Here is a 20,248-nt window from a genome sequence, read left to right as displayed (position 1 = left end):
TAATTAACTTTTAAATATCTATACATTCGATCGACATAACTACGTGAAACTAAATATTTCTAACCCTATTACCTTATTAATTTATGAACAGAAGACAATTTGTAAGAAATGCAGGATTAACTACAGCTGCTATTGCTGCCATTCCAGATAAAACTTTATTTGCATCGCAAGCCGATGAAAAAATTAAAGTTGTTATGATTGGTGTAGGCTTACGCGGTCAAAATCATTTGAATTTACTTTTGAAAAGAGCAGATGTAGATTTAGTTGCAATTTGTGATGTAGATGATCGCATGATACAAATGAGCAAGGCAATTATTGCAAAAAGCGGTAAGCCAATGCCAAAAATTTTTACTGGCAGTAAAGATGCCTGGAAAAAACTACTTGAATTAAAAGGAATAAAAGCGGTTGTAATTGCAACTCCATGGGAACTTCATAAGCCCATGATATTAGGTGCAATTGATGCGGGTATTAAATACGTGGCAACTGAAGTGGTTTTGGGAATAAATCTGGAAGATCATTGGGATGTTGTACATGCAGCCGAAAAAAATAATGCCCATGTTATGATGCTTGAAAATGTTTGTTATCGCAGAGATGTAATGGCTGCATTAAATATGGTTCGTCAAGGTATTTTTGGTGAAATGATTCACTTTCAAGGCGGTTATCAGCACGATTTAAGAGAAGTTAAATTTAATGATGGTGTTAGTCCGTACGGACATGGAGTGGAATTTGGTGAGAAAGGATTTTCTGAAGCAAAATGGAGAACAAATCATTCTGTTTATCGTAACGGCGATTTATATCCTACACACGGAATCGGGCCAGTTGCTCAGTGTATTAATATAAATCGCGGAAACCGTTTTGTTAAATTAAATTCATTCTCTACAAAAGCTTTAGGTTTACATAAACATATCGTTGAAGAGGGTGGAGCAGCACATCCTAACGCAAAGGTTAACTTTAAACTTGGAGATATTGTAACGACAACTATTGGCTGCGCAAACGGCGAAACCATTATTTTACAACACGATACAAATTCGCCACGCCCTTATTCGTTAGGGTTTAGGTTTCAGGGCACAAAAGGATTGTGGATGGATGTAAATAACGGTATTTATGTAGAAGGTGTAAGTAAACCTCATACCTGGGATAAAGCAAAAGAATGGTTAGATAAATATGATCATCCGCTTTGGAAAAAATACGGAAGTGACGCCCAAGGTGCGGGACACGGTGGAATGGACTTTTTTGTAATACATGCATTTATTGAAGCTGCAAAACGAAATGAACCAACGCCTTTAGATGTTTATGATGCTGCCGCCTGGAGTGCCATTACACCTTTAAGTGAGCAATCTATAGAAATGGGTAACGAAACTATTGATTTTCCAGATTTTACTGGCGGACAATGGATGAGCAGAAAACCTATTTTTGCATTAAACGATGATTATTAGAAATTCACAAACAAATAAATCGGTTTTATAGAATGATAAAATGAGCCTATTCAAAGGGAATAGGCTCATTTTATTTATTTCAAAAGCTTAGTCTGATATAAATCGGTTCTTCTATCTTTCAAAACTTTAACGGTTCCATAATGGTGTAATTCATCTAAAAGATGTAAATCTACATCAACTACTAAAACCATTTCTGTATTTGGGGTTGCTTCGGCTTTTACCGCATTAGTTGGAAATGCAAAATCAGAGGGTGTAAATACAGCCGATTGAGCGAACTGAATATCCATATTATTAACCTTTGGTAAATTACCTACGCAACCAGCAATTGCTACATAACATTCGTTTTCTATAGCCCTTGCCTGAGCACAATGTCTTACTCGTGTATATCCGTTTTGTGTATCGGTTAAAAACGGAACAAACAAAATCTGCATACCTTGGTCTGCATAGATTCTACTCAATTCTGGAAATTCAACATCGTAACAAATCAAAATTCCAATTTTGCCACAATCAGTATCAAATACCTGAACTTTATCGCCGCCAATCATTCCGTAATATTTTTGCTCATTCGGTGTAATGTGAATCTTTCTATACTCATCTATTTTACCCGTTCTATGGCATAAATAAGTCGCATTGTATAACTTTCCATCATCTAATAATGGCATGCTTCCAGTAATAATGTTTACGTTATAACTCAAGGCATATTCATGCATCCGATCAACAATTTCCTGAGTTTTTTCAGCCAGTTTACGCATAGCTTCAATTTCTGGCAAGTGGTTATACGGCTGCAATAACGGTGTATTAAACAGCTCTGGAAACATGATAAAGTCTGATTTGTAACCACTTAATGCATCTACAAAAAATTCTACCTGTTCATAAAAAACATCCATATCAGGAAATAAACGCATTTCCCATTGTACCAGGCCCAAACGGATCGTCATTGCAGAACGAGCAGAAGCATCTACGCCCTGATAATAAATATTATTCCATTCGATTAGCGTTGCATATTCTTTCGATTCTTTGTCGCCAGGCAAATAATTTTTTAAAACTTTTCTTACGTGAAAATCATTAGAAATCTGGAAAGTTAGGGTGGGGTCGTAAATTTCCTTTGCTTTAACTTTATCAATGTATTGCCTCGGCGTTAAAGTTTCTGCAAAAGTATGGTAGCCAGGAATTCTTCCTCCAGCAATAATACTTTTTAAGTTTAAACTTTCGCAAAGCTCTTTACGGGCTTCGTATAATCTGCGACCTAAACGTAAACCGCGAAAATCGGGGTGAACAAAAATTTCAATCCCATACAGTGTATCTCCGTTAGCATCATGGGTAGTAAAAGAATAATCGCCTGTAATTAGTTTATATGTATGTCTGTCGCCGTATTCATCATATTCTACAATAATTGATAAAGAACAAGCAACAACTTTATCATCGACAGCTATACAAAGCTGACCTTCAGGAAAAATATTTAGAAGTTTAGCAATACTTGATTTTGGCCAAATCGATCCGCCCATACTGTCGTAGGCCTGCAACATCGATTCCTTTAAATCAGCATAATCTTCGAGCGTTAACTTACGTAATTCAATATTCATATTTGTTGGTTTTACATTTAATGAACAGAGAAATGAGGTTAATGTTTTTGAATCTTCAGATGATTTAGATTTTTACAACTCTTTTTGATGATTCAGCATCACTCTTTTTAGGAATGTTTTGTTTAAGTTTTAGGATGAATGAAAATGAAACCTCATACATTATTCGAGGAGGTATATTAAGGATTACAATACTTTATTAGCAATTGCAGACTTATTTGTTTCCCGCAGATTTTCTTAGATGAGGGAGCGCAGATTTAAAATGATTGTGTTTTTATCAACTAAAGAAATCCGTGAAGATCTGCGGATTTTATCATTTTAAATCTGCGTGAAAATATTAAAACAATTTACCCGTTTGACCTGGATAATTCTTTTTTAAATGTTTATAAGCAGCCTCTGTAACCTCACGTCCGCGAGAAGTACGCATAATGTAACCTTCCTGAATTAAAAATGGTTCGTAAACCTCTTCAATCGTACCTTCATCTTCACCAACGGCAGTTGCAATTGTTTTTAAACCAACTGGCCCACCTTTAAACTTATCGATAATGGTAACCAGAATTTTATTATCCATCTCATCCAAGCCATGTTCATCAACGTTTAGGGCATTTAAGGCATAACGGGCAATTTCAGTATCTATGTTTCCATCGCCTTTTATCTGAGCGAAATCTCTCGTTCTACGTAAAAGCGCATTGGCAATACGCGGTGTACCACGGCTACGTCTGGCAATTTCATAAGCACCTTCATCGCTAATTGGCGTTTTTAAAATTTCAGATGAACGAAGTACAATCGTTGTTAGAAGCTTTGCATCATAATAAGCTAAACGAGCATTAATACCAAAACGAGCACGCAAAGGCGCCGTTAAAAGGCCTGAGCGAGTTGTGGCACCAACCAAAGTAAAAGGATTTAAGGATATTTGTACCGAACGAGCATTTGGGCCAGTTTCGAGCATAATATCGATCTTAAAATCTTCCATTGCCGAGTATAAATATTCTTCTACTAAAGGTGATAAACGATGTATTTCATCAATAAATAAAATATCACCTTCATCTAAACCTGTTAATAGTCCAGCTAAATCACCAGGTTTATCTAAAACAGGACCAGAAGTTACCTTAATACCCGTAGCCATTTCATTGGCTATAATGTGCGACAATGTTGTTTTGCCTAATCCTGGAGGGCCATGTAACAAAACATGATCTAAAGCTTCACCGCGAAGTTTTGCTGCCTGAACGAAGATTTTCAGGTTTTCCATCACTTTTTCCTGCCCAGTAAAATCTTCAAAAGCCTGCGGACGCAAAACCCTTTCAATATCTCTATCGGTAGGTGTTAAATTGCTTGCTTCTGGATCCAGATTTTCATTCATAGAGCAAATATAAAATTAAATGCTAAAAAAATTAGGATTTTTTAAATTTGTTAGCAACAACCAATTCTTTCGAACCTGGAGTATATTGATAGAAACCTTCGCCGGTTTTGATACCTTTCTTACCTGCAGCAACCATATTAACAAGCAATGGGCATGGTGCATATTTTGGGTTTCCAAAACCATCATGAAGGACTTTTAGTATCGCTAAACAAATATCCAAACCAATAAAATCAGCTAGTTGTAGCGGCCCCATTGGATGAGCCATTCCTAATTTCATTACGGTATCAATTTCGTATACGCCTGCAACACCTTCAAACAAAGTATAAATTGCTTCATTTATCATTGGCATTAAAATTCGGTTGGCAACAAAACCAGGATAATCATTTACTTCAACAGGTGTTTTTTGTAGGCTTTCTGAAAGTTGCATTATGATTTTTGTTGTTGCATCGCTAGTTTGGTAACCGCGGATAACTTCAACAAGTTTCATTACAGGAACAGGATTCATAAAATGCATTCCAATTACTTTATCGCCCCGATTGGTTACCGCAGCAATTTGAGTAATCGAAATTGATGATGTATTTGATGCTAAAATAGCATCAGCTGGAGCATGGGCATCTAAATCCTTAAAAATTTTAAGTTTTAAATCAACATTTTCTGTCGCTGCCTCAACAATTAAATCAGCATTTTTTACACCTTCTTCAATTGATGTATAGGTTTTGATGTTGTTTAATGTTTCCGTTTTTTGAGTTTCGGTTAATGTGGCTTTGCTCACTTGTCTATCCAAATTTTTGGTAATCGTTTGCAAAGCCTGATCTAATGCTACCTGATTAATATCAATTAGATTTACCTCATATCCAAACTGGGCAAAAGTGTGTGCAATACCATTTCCCATTGTTCCCGAACCTATAACTGAAATTTTTTTTATCATTTTGGTTAGTTTTATTAAAAGTATTCGCTAACTATTGCCAATACTTTGTTTCAATAGTGATTTAAGATCAAAATTATCTTTATTTTCTTTACGAAAGCGTCTCATAATAGAAAAAAATGTTCTTTTTAAATAAAAACAGTGATTTAACATTAATTTAATTATTTATCGACACAAATATTCAGTTCATCGTTACTTAACACTTTATATTTTTCGAATCAACTTTATTAGTTCTCGAATTATTAATCATCGCATTTGTTCGTAAAGAACAGGAAATCCTCTCAAGCTTTCCAATATGATGAAAAATACTGACTAATCATTTTAGTGGTACAGTTAAGCAGGACTTTCTCCAGTTCTTCAACGGCTATGCTATGATTAGTTCTTCAAATGTATTATTAACTATTTAAACTAAAATTAAATGTAAATGAAAAGAAAACTACTAAAGTGTTTGTTGTTCTTTATGGTATTGCTGGTAACAAAAGTTTCGGCGCAGGAGAGAACCATTACTGGTGTGGTAACCTCAAAAGATGATGGTTTACCAATTCCAGGTGTGAGTGTGAAAGTTGTTAATAGCAAAATTGGCGTTTCTACAGGAGCTGACGGAACTTATTCGATTAAGGTTGGCGGATCATCGGTTCTACAATTTTCATCAATTGGTTATTCAACCCAGAATATTTCTACTGGAAAATCTATTAAACTTAATGTATCGCTAGTATCAGATACAAAAGCTTTAACTGATGTTGTCGTAATTGGTTATGGTACAGCTAAACGTAAAGATGTTACAGGTTCGGTTGCGAGTATTAAAGGCGAAGACTTAGCTGGAAAACCAGTTGCCAGTTTCGATCAGGCGCTTGCTGGTAAAATTACCGGCGTACAGGTAACAAATTCGAGTGGCATACTGGGTGCGGCACCACGTATTCGTATTCGTGGTACTAACAGTATATCTTCAGGAGCTGATCCATTATATGTTGTTGATGGAATGGTTATTATTTCTGGCGGTTCTAGTAGCGTTGCATCTGTAAACCCGTTAGGAGATATTAACCCGAATGATATTCAAAGTGTTGATGTATTAAAAGACGGTGCAGCTACGGCTATTTATGGTTCAAGAGGCGCTAATGGTGTAATCATTATTACTACAAAAAGAGGTACAAAAGGAAAAACCCAGGTTAATTACAACTCCTGGTTTGCCTGGGCAAATGTTGCTAAACGTTTTGATTTGTTAGATGCACAAGAATTTGTAACCATTGCAAACGAAAAACTTTATAATTCTGGTACAACTACACCACAAGCGGTTTTAGGTTACGATGCATCAGGTAATGTAATTAATACCAACTGGCAAGATTTGGTTTTTAATAAAGATGCTTTCCAACAAAACCATAACATTTCATTTAGCGGAGCAACGGATTTATCTAACTATTATTTCTCTTTAGGATACGCCGATTTAAAAGGCACAACTGTAGGAAACAATCAAACTAAGTATCAATTTTCGGGCAAATTTGAGCAAAAAGCTTTAGATAATTATTTAACTTTTGGAGCAAGTATAACTGGCTCTTACGTTAAAAATACAGGTTTAAATTCAGGCACAAGTTCGTTATCTGGCAATATTGGTAATGCAATTAGGGCCTTACCGAATGTTGGTGCTTTTAATGCTGATGGTTCTTACAATTTAAGTTCGGATAATGCTCGTTTGGGTAGAGGCGCCAACTTAAAGGAAATTGATGATAACTATACAAATATCAAATACGTATTGGATCATAATATTTTCAGTAATCAAACATTTAGTTTGCTGGGAAATGCTTTTGTAGATGTTAAAATTATTGATGGTTTAAATCTTCGTTCGCAAGTTTCTACTCAAAATATGTTTGGAGAGGACTATAGATATTTAGATCCTTTACATGGAGATGGAGGTAGCGCAACCAAAGGGTCGGAGCTTCAACAATATATTCCTGTTTCTAGATATAGTTGGACAAATACGGCTACTTATAACAAAACGATTGGCGATCATTCATTTGGTGCAACAGTTGGTTTAGAATATCAAAAATCTAGCAGCAGGTATTTTTATGCAAGTGGTTCTCAATTGTCGAGTACATTTTTTAGCGGAGAAAATATAATTAGCAACTCGCTAACTCAATCTACTTTCGATATTGGTGGTGGAGTATCAGAAAATGCTTATAAATCGTATTTCGCGAGAGCAAATTATGGGTACAAAGATCGTTACTTAGTATCTGGAACCTATCGAATTGATGCAATTTCTTCACTTCCATTAGGGAATCAAAGTGCAAAACTTCCCGGTGTATCTATCGGATGGAGAATTTCTCAGGAGGATTTCATGAAAGGAAATTTAAAATTCATTAACGATTTAAAAATTCGTGGTGGATATGCTAAAACTGGTAATACAGATATTGGTAATTATCCGTTTGCTGGAACTTTTGGTGCAGCTACTTATGGTGTACAAAGCGGTTTAGCTTATACTCAGGTTGGTAATAGTTCATTAAAATTTGAAACAAGTGGTAAATATGATGTTGGTATTGATGCAACAATGTTTGATAATCGCATTACGTTAACAGCTGATTACTTTAAAAACAATATCGATAATTTGATTCTTGCTGCGCCAACAGCTCCTTCGTTAGGTGTTCCTGGTAACTCTATTAATCAAAACGTTGGTAAAATGTACAATAAGGGTTATGAATTTGCGGTTAGTGCAGATATTTTTAGAGATAGTCCGTTTAAATGGAATACATCTTTTAACATCACTTTTGTTAAAAATAAAATTACGCAGCTTTCTAACAACAATTCTGATATTACATATACCTATAACGTTAATAGAGTTGGCGAATCAATTGGTTCTTTATATGGATATGAATATGCTGGCGTAAATCCTGCGAATGGTAATCCACTGTATGTAAAATCGACTGGACAAATTATTCAAGGTAACATTGCTAATCAAACGTACTATGTTTATGATGCTGCTAATCCGACCGCTTTAACTACCGCTACCACTTTAGCAGCTTCAGATAAGAAGATATTAGGACAATCTAACCCAACTTATTATGGTGGATTAGTAAATACTTTCCGTTATAAAGGTTTCGATTTAAATATCAATATGGTGTTTTCTGGTGGAAACAAAGTGATGAACATTACCCGTCAGGAAAGTCTTTTAAATCAAAAATTCTTAAACAACGGTACTGAAATTTTAGAAAGATGGACCACTCCAGGGCAAGTTACCAGTGTGCCAAAAGTTTATTATGGAAGAGATGCCTTTACCAACTTAACATCGAGTACGTCATCTCGTTTTGTTGAGGATGGTAAATTTATCAGAGCTCAGGATCTTGTTTTAGGCTATACTTTCCCTAAATTATTTACTGATAAAATAAAGCTTAGCCGATTACGCCTTTACGCACAAGTACAAAATGCTTTTGTGATAACTCCATATTCTGGTTTAGATCCTGAATTAAATTATAGTACATCAACTAATAGCCAGGCTGGTTTGGATTACAATACCAACCCGAAAGCCAGAACATTTTTAATTGGTTTAAATGTTGGATTTTAAGAACATACTGATATGAAGAATTTTAAAATAGAAAATAAATTTATTTACGCAATCTTACTCTTAATTACATTTTCGGTAAGTTCTTGCAAAAAATACACAGAGTTAAACCCAATTAACTCCCTTTCTGAAGCTACCGCTTTCGACACGCCTGCAAACATAGAACTAGTAGCTGCTGGAGTTTATAATACAGCAGCGGTGGGTACATACAGTGGCGGTTCTGGTCGTGGTTATCCTTTTGGGGCAGCCTCAATAGAGCAAGGCGAAATGAGAGGTGAAGATATGGTGAATTTGGCAACATTTTTTCAGATCACTTACGAATCTACTTATACTTCTACAACCGCAAATAACATTAATCTTTGGAGTAATTTATATGCTTTAATAAATCAATGTAATATACTTATTGCTGGTGTAGAAGCTGCTGCAGCAAAAGGAACGATAACAACTGCTGTATCTACTCAATATTCTGCCGAAGCTCGCTTTTTAAGAGCATTAGCTCATCACGAGTTGGTTATCAATTTCTCACGTCCTTATGTTGATGGAAATGGAAGTAATGTTGGCGTGCCTTACCGTACGGTAGCAGTTAACTCAACTGATGCCGTAACGTCGCAGGTTTTAGTTCCAAGAGGAACAGTTGCAGAAGATTATACTAAAATTTTAGCTGATTTAGATTATGCCGAAACAAATCTTCCTGCAACGAGATCTACCTATGCGATTACAAGAGCTACAAAAGGGGCTGCAATTGCATTAAAAACTAGAGTTAAACTTCACATGAATGATTTCGCAGGTGTAATAACCGAAGGTGCTAAACTGGGTACTTCTGCAGCAGCAGGACCATATACAAGTGCTATTGGTAATTATGCTTTAACAACATCACCTGACGGGCCTTTTACGAGCTTTAGTAACAATACAGAATCTATTTTTTCGATAGAAAATAGTGCTGCTGCGAACGGTGGCGTAAATGGCGCATTACCAAATATGTTTGGTCCTGCTAGTTTAGGTGGTCGCGGTTTGGTTGCAACAAGTCCTAATTTGTATAATGCTGCATTTTGGGTAACTGGCGATACCAGAAGAACACTTTTACAAATTCAGCAAACTACCACAGGTGCAAAATATTTCTTCAATTATAAGTTTAGAGATTACACTAATAAAACAGATTACGCACCAATAATTCGCTATGCTGAAGTTTTATTAAATGTTGCGGAGGCTTATTCGAGAACTACTGCGCTAGATACAAGGGCCTTAAGCCTGTTAAATGCAGTAAGAAACAGGGCAGTTCCAACTGCCAGTCAATATACTATTGCTAGTTTTACAACTCAAAATGCACTTACCCAAGCCATATTAAATGAGCGTAGAATAGAATTTGCTGGTGAGGGTAGAAGATGGCCAGATATTACAAGGTTATCTCAGGATGCTAATTTCCAGGTAGCTGGGGGTGGAATTCCCGCTAAAATTTTAGTTACAGCCTTAAGTGGAACTGGTACTAACTGGGATGTTACTTTAAGACCAACAACAGTTGCAGGAAAAGCATCAATAGCTTACAGCGATTACAGGTACATTTGGCCGATTCCGACCGATGAACTTAACGCAAATCCAAACATAGCCAAAAACCCAGGTTATTAATATTGCTTATTTTACCAAATGCAAAAGTCATTCTGTTTACAGAATGACTTTTGTCGTTTAAACAATCATATAGTTTAATTTTTATCAAATTTTCAGCAAAACTAATAAGCTTTAATTATCTGATTAACAAAATTTTAAAGTTAAATTTTGTTAAAATAATTGATAAAAATATAAGCTTTATTTTTAATCGATACATACCAATTATTCATCGATACTAGCTATAAAAATGCTCGTTTTCTTATGATATTTGATTCATCAAGAAAAACAAATAAGCTTTTCAATTGCTTATTAAATAAAGAAAATAGCCGTTAAGATTTTGAAAAATCGAAACGTTTTTATAAAGATACTTCCTAGTAAATTTAGGTTAGTTAATGATTAGTTAAAAAATAGAGATATGGCTGGATAGCGTATCTCTATTTATTTTTACAGGCTTTTTATGGTGCTAATCTGTTTTTTACCCAACTGCCTTTAATAAATTCAAAATTTATCCTATCATGCAACCTGCTTCTTCTTCCTTGCCAAAATTCGATTCGGGTAGGTTTAACAATATACCCACCCCAATGCGCTGGTTTCGCAATCTCTCTGTTTTCGTTTTTAGATTTTAATTCCTCAAATTTTTGTTCCAAAACTTGTCTATTTGCTATAACCTGACTTTGAGGAGATGCAACTGCACCAATCTGACTTGCAACTGGGCGGGTTTTAAAATATTCTTCAGAAGTTTCCTTATCTAACTTTTCAACTACGCCTTCAATACGTACTTGTCTTTCTAAATCAGGCCAAAAGAAAACTAAAGCCGCGTAAGGATTTCTTTTTAACTCTTTACCTTTTGCACTTAAGTAATTAGTAAAAAATCTAAAGCCGTCTTCATCAACACCTTTTAGCAATACAATTCGGGCATCTGGTTTGCCAGCTTTATCGGCTGTAGCCAAAGTCATAACATTTGGCTCATAAACTTCTGCTTTAACAGCTTCATCAAACCATTTCTTAAATTGAGTAATAGGGTTATTATCTACGTCAGCTTCGTCTAACGTGGCGCTTTTATAATCTTGGCGCAGGTTTTGTAGAATTTCATTTGTAACTTGCATAAACAAAAATAGGCATCTTTTATGGTGCAACAAATGATTATCATCATGCTGAACAATATAAAACCGAAAACAGGCCGTTTACTTATCTCAGAACCGTTTATGACTGATCCAAATTTTAAAAGATCAGTTGTTTTATTAACTGAACACGATGAAGAGGGTTCTGTTGGTTATATCCTAAATCAGGCAGGAAACCTGCTTTTAAAAGATGTGATACAGGATTTATGGGCGGCTGATAATCAAATTTACTTTGGAGGACCAGTAGCTTCCGATACCCTGCATTTTATACACAGAAGCTATGAAAAGCTACAAAGTGGCGAAGAAATTGGAAATGGAATTTATTGGGGCGGCAATTTTGAAACCCTGAAAATTTTAATCAATACCAATGCTATTGAAGAAAATGAAATCAAATTCTTTATGGGTTATTCTGGCTGGGATAATGGGCAGCTGAAAAAAGAGATTGAGCAAAACGCCTGGATGGTTAGCGATATCTCAAATCCTGATATTATTTTTGGAAATGATGATGAACAGTTGTGGCGTGACGTTATTGTAAATTTAGGTCCAAAATATGCTCATGTAAGTAATTTCCCAACAGACCCGAGTTTGAATTAATTAGGTTTCCAATTAATAAATCCTAATCCATCGGGATAATAGAGAGTAAATTGCGTTTTCAAAATTATTTTGTGCTAAAGCGAGATTCGAGCCTCATAAAAATAAACTCCAATAATCGTCATCAGAATTTGTATCAAAACAATATGCTTTTATTTTGACCAGGTTGTTAAATTAATAATTAGGATAAAAAGTATAAAAGCCGATGCTTTCAGAAATAATAATCCAATCTCTGAGTGCGTTTTTTTTTGAAATTATTATTTACTTTCTAACTCAGCTGCGCTGTCTTCAACTTTTTTTCTCAAATCATCTTTATATTCTTGCATTTTAACTGTTAAAGATTCATCGGCTGTTGCCAAAATCTGAGCAGCCAAAAGACCTGCATTTTTAGCTGCATTTAGTGCAACAGTAGCGACAGGAATACCATTTGGCATTTGTAAGATAGATAATATACTATCCCAGCCATCGATAGAATTTGATGATTTTACTGGAACACCAATAACTGGAAGCGTAGTAATAGAAGCTACCATTCCTGGTAAATGAGCAGCGCCACCTGCACCAGCAATAATTACTTTTAAACCTTTGCTATGCGCTTCTTTAGCATAAGTAAACATACGTTCAGGAGTTCTATGAGCAGAAACTACTGTGATTTCAAAATCGATTCCAAACTCTTTTAATATATCAGCAGCATCTTGCATAACAGGCAAATCAGACTTGCTACCCATAATTATTCCTACTTTCGCATTCATTATATTTATTTTAATTTTTAAATCTTTAGTGCTTATTTAGTTAAGCGATTACTTTTAATGTTTTTTGAACGTATCTGGCTTTTTCAATAGCTTTCTCTCTATCGATATCTACTATGGTTACATGGCCCATTTTGCGAAATGGTTTAGTATATTTCTTACCATATAAATGAACGTAAACGCCATCAATGCTTAAAATCTTTTCCAGGTTTTCATATTTAGCTACACCTTCCGAACCTTTCTCACCCAATAAATTAATCATAATTGCGTTTGTAATGCTCGAAGTATCACCTAAAGGTAAGTTATAAATAGAACGTATATGTTGCTCAAATTGAGAAACATAGTTTCCTTCGATGGTTTGATGACCACTATTATGCGGCCGAGGAGCAACTTCATTAACCAGCAACTCGCCATCTTTACAAACAAACATTTCCACAGCTAAAATCCCTGTAATATTCATTGCCGAAGCAATGTTCTTTGCGATGTTTTCTGCTTTTTGTTGTAAGCTTTCTGCGTAAGTAGACGGCGAAATCAAAAACTCAACCAAATTTGCCTCAGGATTAAACTCCATTTCCACCATTGGGAAAGTTTTCATGTCACCTTTGGAATTACGTGCAACAATTACAGCAATTTCCTTATCAAAATCAACAAGTTTTTCGATAATACAAGGTGCATCAAACGCATGTTTTAAATCTTCAGTACCATTAATTTTCATTACACCTTTACCGTCGTAGCCATCTTTACGCAATTTTAAAATGTATGGAAATTGGAATGGACTATTTTCCATATCCTCTTTGGTGTTTACAATTTGAAAAGGAGATGTAGGGATGTCATTTTCTTTAAAAAACTGCTTCTGTACACCTTTATCTTGAATTAAACGAATTACTCGAGATTGAGGAAAAACCTGTTTACCTTCTTTTTCCAATTGTTCTAAGGCATCAATATTTACTTTTTCAATTTCTATGGTAATAATATCCGCTTTCTTTCCGAAATTATAAACGGTATCAAAATCGGTTATAGAACCATTTTCGAAGTAGTTTGCGATATGTTTACAAGGCGCATCTGGGTCTGGGTCTAAAACTAACGAAGTTACGTTGTAGTTAATTGCTTGTTGAATGAGCATTCTGCCCAATTGTCCTCCACCTAATATACCTAATTTTAATTCGCTGATCTGTTTTGCCATGAGGGGTTGAAAATTATGCTAATTTTGCACAAAAGTAACAATTTTAGGTTTAATGATGGATGCAGAAGCGATAATTATTGGAGCAGGTGCTTGTGGATTGATGTGTGCCGTGCAAGCTGGCTATCTTGGTAAAAAGGTTATCGTGCTCGAAAAAAACGAAAAACCTGGTGCTAAGATTTTAATTTCTGGTGGTGGTCGTTGTAATTACACCAATCAATTTGCATCAGCAGAGCAGTTTATCTCTGCGAATCCTAATTTTATAAAATCTGCTTTCAACCAATGGACCGTTGATGATACAATTAGTTTTTTCGAAACTTACGGCATACGAGGTAAAGAAAAAACTTTGGGACAATTATTTCCTGATGAGAAAAATGCTAAAGATGTAGTTGAGGTTTTTACTTCTATTTGCGAGGATTTTGGACAGGAGATTAGGACTAAAGCAGATGTTAAGGATATTGAAATTTTGCCGGATGGCTATAAAGTAACTTACGATAAGAACGGAAAGCGTATCTCGATAACCGCCGAAAAGTTGGTGATTGCAACAGGTGGTTTGCCTATTCCTAAAATGGGTGCTACCGATTTCGCTTTGCGCTTTGCTAAGAAACACAATTTAAAAATTGTAGAAACTGCTCCAGCTTTAGTTCCTTTAACAGTTACTGGTAAAGATGAAGAATGGTTTGCCCAGCTTTCTGGTAATTCTATTTTTTGCGAAGTAAGTAATAACGATATTTCTTTCGAAGAAAATATTTTATTTACACACTGGGGCTTAAGCGGACCTGCAATTCTGCAAATTTCATCATTTTGGCGTAGGGGCGAGGTCATTAACCTCAATCTTTTACCCAACGAAAATGTTGTTTCATTATTAATTGAAGAACGTAAATCGAATGGTAAAACTATTTTATCAACTTTGTTGAACCGCTATTATACCAAAAAATTTACTGATGCATTGGGTAAGTTTTTGCCTTTAACTAAACCTGTAGCTTCTGTAACAAAAGCAGAAATAGATTTAATTGAGCAAACTATTCATCAATTTAAAGTTAAGCCAGCTGGCGATAAAGGTTACGATAAAGCCGAAGTAATGCGTGGTGGAATAGATACTAATGAGATTTCTTCGAAAACTTTAGAATGTAAGAAAATACCAAACTTGTTTTTTGGTGGCGAATGCCTGGATGTAACTGGTTGGCTCGGTGGATACAATTTCCAATGGGCTTGGGCAAGTGGTTTTGTAATTGCACAAAATATTTAATTGCAATCAGTTAAAAAGAATTATTTAATGTCGAAACAATAAATCAATCAAATTAACCACAAAAAATAAATATATCGATTGATCTTTAGGCATAAGCGTTTATCGATTAAACAATAAACAATCTCCCAATTTTTCAACAAAACAGCCATACAAAGTATATTCGTACTATCTTTATGGCTTTTGCAAATTAATTTCAGTTTTGGCTAAAGATACGAATAAGGAAACCCCATTAATGCAGCAGTACAACGCTATTAAAGCGAAGTATCCAGGCGCATTGCTACTTTTTAGGGTAGGCGATTTTTACGAAACCTTTGGCGAAGATGCCATAAAAACATCACAAATTTTAGGCATCGTATTAACCAGGAGAGGTACTGGACCGAATGGTGGTGCTTTAGAGCTGGCAGGTTTCCCACATCATTCATTAGATAATTATCTATCCAAGTTGGTAAGGGCAGGGCAACGTGTTGCCATTTGCGACCAACTGGAAGACCCAAAAACGACGAAAACCATTGTTAAACGCGGTGTTACCGAATTAATTACGCCTGGTGTAGCTTATGGTGATAATATTGTAAATCAAAAATCTAATAACTTTTTAGCTTGCGTTTTTTTCGATAAAACACAACTGGGTGTTTCTTTTTTAGATATTTCTACAGGAGAGTTTTTAATCGCTCAGGGAAACAGCGATTATATAGATAAACTTTTACAGGGTTTTAAACCTAGTGAAGTTATTTTTCAGAAATCGAAACGCCAAACTTTTACCGAAAACTTTGGAGATCGCTTTTATACTTTCGGCTTAGATGAATGGCCTTTCACTTCTGATTATGGAAATGAAACCCTGATGAAACATTTTGATGTTACATCGTTAAAAGGTTTCGGTGTAGAGCGTTTACAAAGTGGAATTATTGCCGCTGGGGTTATTTTGCACTATTTGGGCGAAACCGAGCATCGCAATTTGCAACACATAACTTCGATTAGTCGTATTGAGGAAGACCGTTACATGTGGTTAGATAGATTTACAATTCGTAATTTAGAATTGGTGAATTCTGCTAACGATAATGCCGTTACTTTATTCGATGTTCTCGATCATACCTGTACGCCAATGGGCGCTCGTTTGTTGCAAAAGTGGATTATTATGCCACTTAAAGAATTGAAACCCATCCAAGAGCGTTTAGGAATGGTAGAGTATTTTGTTGCTAAAAGTGAATTGCAGGAAGAATTTCTAACTCACATTAAGCAAATTGGCGATTTAGAAAGATTGATTTCTAAGGTTGGCTTGCAAAAAGTTGGCCCGAGAGAATTAGTAGCTTTGAAAAGAGCACTTTATCACATTGAATCCGTTAAAAAATTAGCGGCAGATTCTAAAAATCCTTTCTTAATTAAAATTGCCGACCAGCTAAATCCTTGTTTAACAATTCGCGAGCGCATCGAAAGAGAGTTGCAACCCGAACCGCCTGCTTTGCTGATTAAAGGAAATGTAATAGCTGACGGCATTGATGAAGATTTAGATCGTTTGCGTAAAATCGCTTTTGGTGGAAAAGATTATTTAGTTCAAATTCAAAAACGCGAAGCGGAGGCAACTGGCATTCCATCATTAAAAATTGCCTTTAATAACGTTTTTGGTTACTATTTAGAGGTTACACATACGCATAAGGATAAAGTACCTGAAGGTTGGATTCGTAAGCAAACTTTAGTAAATGCAGAGCGATACATTACACCCGAACTTAAAGAATATGAAGATCAAATTTTAGGTGCTGAAGAAAAAATTCAAGCAATTGAGATTCGTTTATATAATGAATTGATGTACGAAACAGCAAGTTATATCAAACCGATTCAATTGGATTCATTTTTAATTGCACAGTTAGATTGTTTGTTGTGTTTCGCTCAACTGGCTGATAAAAACCATTACAATAAGCCTAAAGTTACCAATGATAAAGTGCTGGATATTAAGGGTGGTCGCCACCCGGTTATCGAAAAGCAGTTACCTGTTGGACAAGAATATATTACCAATGATGTTTATTTGGATACCGATTCGCAGCAAATCATTATGATTACTGGACCCAACATGGCGGGTAAATCGGCAATTTTACGTCAAACAGCTCTAATAGTTTTAATGGCACAAATGGGATCATTTGTACCTGCAAAAGATGCTGAAGTTGGTATTGTAGATAAAATTTTTACGCGTGTTGGTGCATCTGATAATATTTCTTCTGGAGAAAGTACATTCATGGTCGAAATGAATGAAACAGCTAGTATTTTGAATAATATTTCGGATGATAGTTTGATTTTATTAGATGAAATTGGCCGTGGAACAAGTACATATGATGGTATTTCGATTGCATGGGCAATTGCAGAATTTCTGCATCAACACCCAACTGCAAGACCGAAAACTTTGTTTGCAACACACTATCACGAGTTAAATGAATTGGCGAATACAATGCCTCGAATTAAGAACTTTAATGTTTCGGTTAAGGAAATGACAAACAAGGTTATTTTCCTCAGAAAGTTAGTTCCTGGCGGAAGTGAGCATAGTTTCGGTATTCATGTGGCTAAAATGGCTGGTATGCCACCGAAATTAATCGGTCGTGCAAATGAAATTTTAAAGAAACTTGAAATTGATAGAACCGAAGGACAAAGTATAAAAGACAGTATTAAGAAAGTTCAAAACCAAGCATATCAATTACAAATGTTTGCTATTGATGATCCTGTTTTAGTAAAAATTAGAGATACCCTAAATAATTTGGATGTAAATGCGTTAACTCCTGTAGAAGCATTACTAAAACTCGATGAAATACAAAGATTAATTAAGGATAATTAATTGATTGCCGTTAAATTTAGTTTTGTTGAGGCAACTAAAAAAAGATAAAAATTTGCCTTTGATTTCTGTGGAAACAAAAATAAAAATATGATTAAAACAAAACAGCTTAGTTCTTTTTGGTTAACGTTAATTTTTGCGCTTGTTTTAACATCTTGCGGAACTCGGAAATATACTGTTAAAAGCGATACAAAAGCTGCAAAAGCAGCTGACGCCATGTCGAATCTTCGAAGTAAACAATTATATCGCTTTATTACGGATTGGACTGGAGTTAAATATAGATTAGGTGGGTTAGACAAAAACGGAATTGATTGCTCGGGATTTGCATTTTTACTGGAGAAAGAAATTTACGGTGTTACTTTGCCAAGAATCTCGCGTGATCAAGCTAAGTTTGTCCGTAAAAAAGATATAGATAATTTAAAAGAAGGCGATTTATTGTTCTTTTCTTTTGGTGGAAATGACGTAGACCATGTCGGTATCTATTTAAACAGTGGTTTTTTTGTACATGCCAGTACAACCAGAGGAGTAATTGTTGATGATTTAAATTTACCAGCTTATCAAAGGGTCCTGGTTAAAACAGGCTCTGTTAATTAGCAATTTTCTCTATCTTGAATCTTTTTTATTTGAAAACCATGCGTACATTTTTTATAATAACCTTGTCCTTAGTTAGTTATTCTTTAAAATCTCAGGTAAAATTACTCACACTTAACGATTTGGATAGGCGTATTGCTAAAGGAAAAGATACAACATATGTTATTAACTTTTGGGCAACCTGGTGTTCACCTTGTGTTGCAGAATTACCAAATTTTGAAAAACTAAGAGTAGAAAACTTAAATAAGCCCGTTAAAATTATTTTAATAAGCTTAGATTTTAAATCGAAATTGCAAAAAGCTGTCATTCCATTTGTGCAAAATAATAACATTAATGCAGAGGTTTTTCTGCTAAACGAACCCGATAAACAAATTTATACTCAACGAATTGATAAAAAATGGTCGGGAGCCATACCAGCAACATTATTCGTTAATAAAAAAGTAAGGCATTTTTATGAAAAAGAATTTACCGAGGATGAGTTAAGAAAGGCATTTTTGAATTTGTAAGATAAAATCGTTATTGCGAGACACGAAACAATCTCTACTGTAAAATAGATCGCTCCGTGTCTCGCAACATCCAATTATACAAAGGCCAATTGCTTAAAAATTTGTAGCCGTTGCTAAAGCTTTCCAATCTTCCATATCTTTTTGTACATCAGCTATTTTAGCACCTGCAACTGCGTAAGCGTCTGGACCTAAAAATAAGTGTAATGGTGCATTTTCACTCTCAGCGGCTGCAATAATTACGTCGCATCCTTTAGCTGGATCACCAGGTTGCTGGTTGTTAATGTCTTGCTGGTGCGCAATTTGTGTGTCACGAACTTCTATGTAAGCATCGATCGGATTTGATGGTACCGCCAATGAACCTGAAGAAAGAAACTCTGTTCTGAAATAACCTGGCTCTACAACTGTAGCTTTAATACCTAAAGATTTAACTTCTGCTGCTAACGATTCTGTAAAACCCGTTACTGCAAATTTAGTAGCACAATAGATTCCAAAACCAGGGAAATTTCCAGAAAAACCACCAATTGAAGAAATATTAAAAATATGCCCTGATTGTTGCTTTCTCATTTGAGGTAATGTTTTTCTAATCACATTAAGCGAGCCAAAAACATTTACATCAAAGTTTTCACGAGATTCTCGATCACTCAACTCTTCTAATGCGCCAATCATGCCATAGCCAGCGTTATTAACCACAACATCAAGTTGCCCAAATTTACTAATGGTTTGACTTACTGCTGCTTCAACACTATTTTCATCGATCAAATTAACTGAAAGTGGTAAGAAATTTTCATGATTACCAACAGCTTTTTCTAATTCTGAAATATTTCTTGATGTAGCTGCTACGCGATTACCATTGCTTAATAATTTTTTTACTAATGCTAGTCCCAGGCCTTTTGAAGCACCCGTTACGAACCATACTTTTTTATTTTCCATGATTTTTGTTTTTATGATTAAATTCTTTTAACCCGTACTGCACACACACTCAGTTTTTTATAGACACAGTTT

The 20,248-nt window shown here is 35.2% G+C and carries 15 protein-coding genes; 8 read left to right on the top strand and 7 right to left on the bottom strand.

Annotated features, from left to right (window positions below; genetic code table 11):
• Positions 1-83 precede the first annotated feature (83 nt).
• Positions 84-1,436 carry a Gfo/Idh/MocA family protein gene (locus tag ACZZZI_RS17215; RefSeq protein ID WP_463490223.1) on the top strand — a complete coding sequence of 451 codons (1,353 nt, stop codon included), beginning with the start codon at positions 84-86 and terminating at the stop codon, positions 1,434-1,436.
• A gap of 74 nt (positions 1,437-1,510) precedes the next feature.
• Here the strand turns inward: ACZZZI_RS17215 and ACZZZI_RS17210 are convergent, their stop codons facing one another.
• The 3 genes from ACZZZI_RS17210 to ACZZZI_RS17200 all read right to left on the bottom strand — a co-directional run bounded on the left by ACZZZI_RS17210 (position 1,511) and on the right by ACZZZI_RS17200 (position 5,304).
• A complete protein-coding gene (locus ACZZZI_RS17210; protein WP_316760202.1) occupies positions 1,511-3,019 on the bottom strand; it encodes a carbon-nitrogen hydrolase family protein in 1,509 nt (502 codons plus the stop codon).
• A gap of 334 nt (positions 3,020-3,353) precedes the next feature.
• Entirely contained in the window at positions 3,354-4,376 is a 1,023-nt protein-coding gene (gene ruvB / locus ACZZZI_RS17205; RefSeq protein WP_316760205.1) for a Holliday junction branch migration DNA helicase RuvB, read from the bottom strand.
• 31 nt (positions 4,377-4,407) lie between these two features.
• Positions 4,408-5,304, bottom strand: a complete 897-nt coding sequence (locus ACZZZI_RS17200; RefSeq protein ID WP_316760206.1) for a 3-hydroxybutyryl-CoA dehydrogenase — start codon at positions 5,302-5,304, stop codon at positions 4,408-4,410.
• A gap of 421 nt (positions 5,305-5,725) precedes the next feature.
• Between ACZZZI_RS17200 and ACZZZI_RS17195 the strand changes: the two genes are divergently transcribed.
• Together ACZZZI_RS17195 and ACZZZI_RS17190 are read left to right on the top strand one after the other, a co-directional pair.
• The gene (locus ACZZZI_RS17195) at positions 5,726-8,851 is read left to right on the top strand and encodes a SusC/RagA family TonB-linked outer membrane protein (RefSeq protein WP_463490220.1); all 3,126 of its coding nucleotides are present in this window, start codon (positions 5,726-5,728) and stop codon (positions 8,849-8,851) included.
• Between the two features lie 12 nt (positions 8,852-8,863).
• Positions 8,864-10,471 (top strand): RagB/SusD family nutrient uptake outer membrane protein, encoded by a 1,608-nt coding sequence (locus ACZZZI_RS17190; protein ID WP_463490218.1) that lies wholly within the window; start codon positions 8,864-8,866, stop codon positions 10,469-10,471.
• A gap of 434 nt (positions 10,472-10,905) precedes the next feature.
• Here ACZZZI_RS17190 and pdxH read toward each other — a convergent pair whose 3' ends face one another.
• Complete coding sequence (gene pdxH / locus ACZZZI_RS17185) at positions 10,906-11,556, bottom strand: pyridoxamine 5'-phosphate oxidase (protein ID WP_316760212.1); 651 nt, start codon at positions 11,554-11,556, stop codon at positions 10,906-10,908.
• Positions 11,557-11,601: 45 nt separating this feature from the next.
• Here pdxH and ACZZZI_RS17180 point away from each other — a divergent pair, with 45 nt between their 5' ends.
• Positions 11,602-12,165 (top strand): YqgE/AlgH family protein, encoded by a 564-nt coding sequence (locus ACZZZI_RS17180; protein WP_316760214.1) that lies wholly within the window; start codon positions 11,602-11,604, stop codon positions 12,163-12,165.
• 254 nt (positions 12,166-12,419) lie between these two features.
• On the opposite strand, the gene purE is transcribed toward ACZZZI_RS17180, so the two are convergent.
• On the bottom strand, positions 12,420-12,911 hold the full coding sequence (gene purE / locus ACZZZI_RS17175) for a 5-(carboxyamino)imidazole ribonucleotide mutase (protein WP_463490216.1): 492 nt from the start codon (positions 12,909-12,911) through the stop codon (positions 12,420-12,422).
• A 40-nt stretch (positions 12,912-12,951) separates the two neighbouring features.
• Entirely contained in the window at positions 12,952-14,091 is a 1,140-nt protein-coding gene (locus tag ACZZZI_RS17170) for a 5-(carboxyamino)imidazole ribonucleotide synthase (RefSeq protein WP_316760220.1), read from the bottom strand.
• 55 nt (positions 14,092-14,146) lie between these two features.
• On the opposite strand from ACZZZI_RS17170, the gene ACZZZI_RS17165 reads away from it, so the two are divergent.
• From ACZZZI_RS17165 to ACZZZI_RS17150, 4 genes are all read left to right on the top strand, one after another.
• On the top strand, positions 14,147-15,337 hold the full coding sequence (locus ACZZZI_RS17165; RefSeq protein ID WP_463491804.1) for a BaiN/RdsA family NAD(P)/FAD-dependent oxidoreductase: 1,191 nt from the start codon (positions 14,147-14,149) through the stop codon (positions 15,335-15,337).
• A 199-nt stretch (positions 15,338-15,536) separates the two neighbouring features.
• Positions 15,537-18,152, top strand: coding sequence for a DNA mismatch repair protein MutS (gene mutS / locus ACZZZI_RS17160; protein WP_424057762.1), 2,616 nt, complete (start codon positions 15,537-15,539; stop codon positions 18,150-18,152).
• An 87-nt stretch (positions 18,153-18,239) separates the two neighbouring features.
• Entirely contained in the window at positions 18,240-18,743 is a 504-nt protein-coding gene (locus tag ACZZZI_RS17155; RefSeq protein WP_463490214.1) for a C40 family peptidase, read from the top strand.
• A 38-nt stretch (positions 18,744-18,781) separates the two neighbouring features.
• Positions 18,782-19,246: a TlpA disulfide reductase family protein gene (locus tag ACZZZI_RS17150; RefSeq protein WP_463490212.1), complete on the top strand. Its 465-nt coding sequence runs from the start codon at positions 18,782-18,784 to the stop codon at positions 19,244-19,246.
• A 93-nt stretch (positions 19,247-19,339) separates the two neighbouring features.
• Here ACZZZI_RS17150 and ACZZZI_RS17145 read toward each other — a convergent pair whose 3' ends face one another.
• The gene (locus ACZZZI_RS17145; protein WP_463490210.1) at positions 19,340-20,176 is read right to left on the bottom strand and encodes an SDR family NAD(P)-dependent oxidoreductase; all 837 of its coding nucleotides are present in this window, start codon (positions 20,174-20,176) and stop codon (positions 19,340-19,342) included.
• Positions 20,177-20,248: the final 72 nt, after the last annotated feature.

It is taken from the genome of Pedobacter sp. AC190, from assembly GCF_979258025.1.
Note: the sequence above shows the minus strand (reverse complement) of the source record. Positions and strands in the feature narration are given on the sequence as shown.